The sequence below is a fragment of the Bordetella trematum genome (assembly GCF_900078335.1).
Lineage (GTDB): Bacteria > Pseudomonadota > Gammaproteobacteria > Burkholderiales > Burkholderiaceae_B > Bordetella > Bordetella trematum.
The window spans coordinates 1-3446 of the sequence record NZ_FKBR01000017.1 but is presented as its reverse complement, the minus strand read 5'-3'; the positions used below and the strand labels follow the sequence as shown (position 1 = coordinate 3446).

The window sequence follows — 3446 nt, the reverse complement described above, 5'->3', positions numbered from 1 at the left end:
TCCAAGACAAGATGAGGGAATCGGTCAGCGTAGTTGATTATGGGGCAGACCCGTCCGGGCAGACTGATAGCACTACGGCCATTGATGCTGCGCTGCAAGAGACGGATTCGCCATATTTCCCTGACGGTACCTATCTCTATGGAGGCGATATTGACGCGCTGTTTGCGCGCAACCCACAGGGCCCTGGCAGCGTTAGGTTCGATGGGCTGGACTACAAAATTTTGCGGCACGCAGCAACTAATGTCCTTTGGCCAGGGGACTTCAACGTCTGGGCGATGGGGCATGCGCTGGGGACCAACAATGTTCAGCGCATGCAAATCCCTTGCGGTGTGACACATGCACGAATGGGGTTTTCGCAAAATACAACTGTCTATCACGTAGAAGGAACCAGGGTCGCGGATGCTATGCGCATCCAGCGCAACGCTACTACAGCCGACGAAAGCGATCACGTGGTCGTGATCAATTTGTCGCGTGAAGAGACCAAGCCACTGCAAGGGCGGCGGTGCATCTTCGAGATCAACGGCTGCCGATCCTCCGCATACACGGGTTCCGGGGTGGTCTATCGCATCCAGATGTCTCGGGAGCCTGAACAACCCATTCTGAGGGATGACGGCGCTTATACCAGTGGCAATGAGGTGCTTGCGGTTGGGAGCATTGAGCTTCCTCTTGTGACTCGCCCCAGGAGCGCGCCATTTTTTATAACAGTGGATGTGCCAGAGGATTCCATCCAGGTATCAGTGGCCCTGGCGATTGGCTTTTCTGGTGAGGCTCCGGCCGACGATTACGTCGAATTTGAGTGGATACGTATGTATCCCGGCGAGGCGCCCGAGCGGCTTGATGAGCTGACCGTATCTCAGCAGTTCGACAAGGCATCGACACGCTATCAGACAAGCTATCCCTATGGCGCTCCGCGTGGATCCGTGACTCGGCAAGGGGCTGTTTCTGCAGTCGCTGTAACGGCCGCGGTCAATTGGGCGATATCGATTCCGATCAAATTCAGCCCTCCAATGGTAGTTCCGCCGCAGTTTTTGTTTCAGCAGCCACTGAGTGGGACGGAGTCGAGGCTGCTTGACGTGGATTCCAACACAGTGATTAACGGCCTGGGTTATGACCTAAGCGAGCGCGGAGCCGTGATAACAAACAACGCCGCCGCAGTGGTGGGGCATCGGTATTTGTGCCACTGGACTGCATCGGTCATTTTTTAGGAGCTGTCATGCCCGTGGTTATTGGCATCAAGCGCGAGTTTGAATACACCGGCAACGATCTTCGTGGGCGTCCGTGCCTGTTCCCCAGGGAGGTGCGGAATCACGTCATGGCGCAAGCGTTGAATTTCCGGACCAAGTTGATTGATTCGCGAGCAGATCGATATCTTGCATTTCCTCAGGCGCAGTTGCTTAAGGGCTCAATTGTTGGCATCTACAGTGACGGCGTAGGGCACGCTGACTCTGATCGTCAAGTAATGTTCAGATCGGATGATTATGGCGAGTCTTTTCGCACTACGCCTTTCGCTGTCAAGAATCCACAGGGTGGCGGGTACCTCTATGACTTCTCGCTGATTGAAGATCTCGTCTCTGCGGGGGAATCGGTTGCGCTGAAGGTGTTCACCATTACCAATGATGGCGGCACGCTCCGACCGACCGTAGTAAGCCAGATCCAGGCTGAAGGTCTCACATACTCCACATGGGGGAGGGTGACGCGCGGTAGTGATGGTAAATACTACCGGACGGCCTACGCAAGCTTGTCTCCCGCGCAGCAGCAACCTGCGGTGTTTGAGTCAAGCGACATGATCACGTGGATTTTTAAGTCTGTGATCATGTCTCTTCCTGGGCGGCTGCTGAATGAGTGCGCAATTGTAGAAACCTCGCCAGGGTCTTGGCTCGCCCTGTGCCGCGAGGACTCCGGCGCGAATAACCCCATCTACTGGGCTCGATCGACGTCAAACATGGGCATATCCGGATGGTCTGCGGCCCAGGCCTATCCGACAAATCTAGTTCAAGGCCGGCAGCCGGATTTGATCAAACTTTCTGACGGCTCTCTTTTGCTCGCCACGGGCGACCGAAGCGGAACCTCTGGATACGGAGGGTCTGCTGGAGATCAAGTCACCAGCTTCAGCACGACAGGGATCACGGTCTTTCGTACAACGGACATGAGCGGGGCGACGTGGGGCTATCGCACTCGCATTGCTCCGATCTACTCGACCGACGGCGGGCAGCCGTCCCCTGTCGAGATCAGCCCAGGCAGAGTTTTCATGCCTTTTTATGCGCGCCGCAGCACGAAGGCGCTGCCCGCCATCGGTAGCGCGACTTTCGACACTGCACCGCTCTGACGAACAGAGGGGTAGACATGCCCAAAAGGATCATAAGAATGAACAACGACGGCCTGAACCTTGCGGTCAGCACCGGCACGGGCCTGGCGGCCTGGCTGGCCACCTTCAGCGCGGTAGTGCCCGTGCTCTGGGGGATCTATGTCTTGATCCTGATCGCCATCAAGCTGCCCGAGCTGCACGAAAAGAACCCGATGTTCCGGCGCGCGTGCGCGTGGGTCATGTCGGTTCTGCGTGGAGGCCGACGTGGATAAAGGGAAAATCGCGGCCGGGGTGGTATCTGCGGCCATCGCCCTGGTGGCGGCCTGGGAGGGGCGCTCGCTGATCGCGTATGCCGATCCGGTTGGCATCCCGACGATCTGCGAAGGGTATACCCATGGCGTGAAGCTGGGTGATGTGGCCACGCCGGCGCGCTGCGACGAGCTGACCCGCCAGGAAGTCGTCAAGGCGCTGGCCGTGGTGGAGGGCTCGACGCCCCAGGCGCTGCCGGACGGCGTGCGGGTGGCGTTGGCCAGCTTCGTCTACAACGTAGGGCCGGGCGCCTACGCCGGCTCGACCCTGGTCAGGAAGCTGCGCGCGGGCGACCTGGCCGGGGCCTGCCGCGAGCTGCCGCGCTGGGTGTATGCCGGCGGCACCAAGCTGCGGGGCCTGGAGCGTCGGCGCGCAGCGGAGATGCAGATATGTCTGTCCGGGCTGTAGCCATCGGCGCGGCCGTCGGCGCGCTGCTGCTGGCCGGGTTGCTGGCCGAGCGGCATTGGTACGGCGCTGCCCAATACAGGGCAGGCGCTGCCGCCAAACAGGTAGAAATCGAGAAGCGCCAGCTCGCCATCGAGCGCGGCTGGCAAGAGGAGAAAGATCGTGCGGATGCTGAACGCCGGGGGGCCGTGCTGGCGCGGCAAGCTGTCGAAGCGCAACTGGTCAAGTCAGATCGGGATCGTGCCGCTGCTGTTGCTCGCATTGACGGGCTGCGCCGCCAACTTGCCCAGCGGGACGCCGCGTCTACCAGCGCCAGCAGCCGACCTGATGCAACCGGCCCCGACTGGATCGGCGTATTTGGAGAGTGTCTCGGCCGAGCTGAAAGCCTTGGACGACGACTTAGCGAGGTGGGAAAAGACGCTGCAGG

At 59.8% G+C, this 3446-nt stretch carries 5 protein-coding genes; all 5 read left to right on the top strand.

Annotated features, from left to right (window positions below):
• A partial coding sequence (locus A7V84_RS08365) for a glycosyl hydrolase family 28-related protein (protein WP_156508016.1) occupies positions 1-1205 on the top strand: 1205 nt, incomplete at its 5' end.
• Between the two features lie 8 nt (positions 1206-1213).
• Complete coding sequence (locus A7V84_RS08360; protein ID WP_063491367.1) at positions 1214-2326, top strand: sialidase family protein; 1113 nt, start codon at positions 1214-1216, stop codon at positions 2324-2326.
• Between the two features lie 38 nt (positions 2327-2364).
• Positions 2365-2577 carry a hypothetical protein gene (locus A7V84_RS08355; RefSeq protein ID WP_063491366.1) on the top strand — a complete coding sequence of 71 codons (213 nt, stop codon included), beginning with the start codon at positions 2365-2367 and terminating at the stop codon, positions 2575-2577.
• Positions 2570-3022: a lysozyme gene (locus A7V84_RS08350; protein WP_063492522.1), complete on the top strand. Its 453-nt coding sequence runs from the start codon at positions 2570-2572 to the stop codon at positions 3020-3022. Before A7V84_RS08355 ends, A7V84_RS08350 begins: the two co-directional genes overlap by 8 nt.
• Positions 3004-3446, top strand: a 443-nt coding sequence (locus A7V84_RS21075) for a hypothetical protein (protein WP_156508015.1), incomplete at its 3' end; no start/stop codon positions are given. The genes A7V84_RS08350 and A7V84_RS21075, both read left to right, overlap by 19 nt.

Coding starts and splice junctions, on each gene's coding strand:
- A7V84_RS08360 (WP_063491367.1), top strand. CDS start 1,214: ATGCCCGTGGTTATTGGCATCAAGCGCGAGTTTGAATACACCGGCAAC.
- A7V84_RS08355 (WP_063491366.1), top strand. CDS start 2,365: ATGAACAACGACGGCCTGAACCTTGCGGTCAGCACCGGCACGGGCCTG.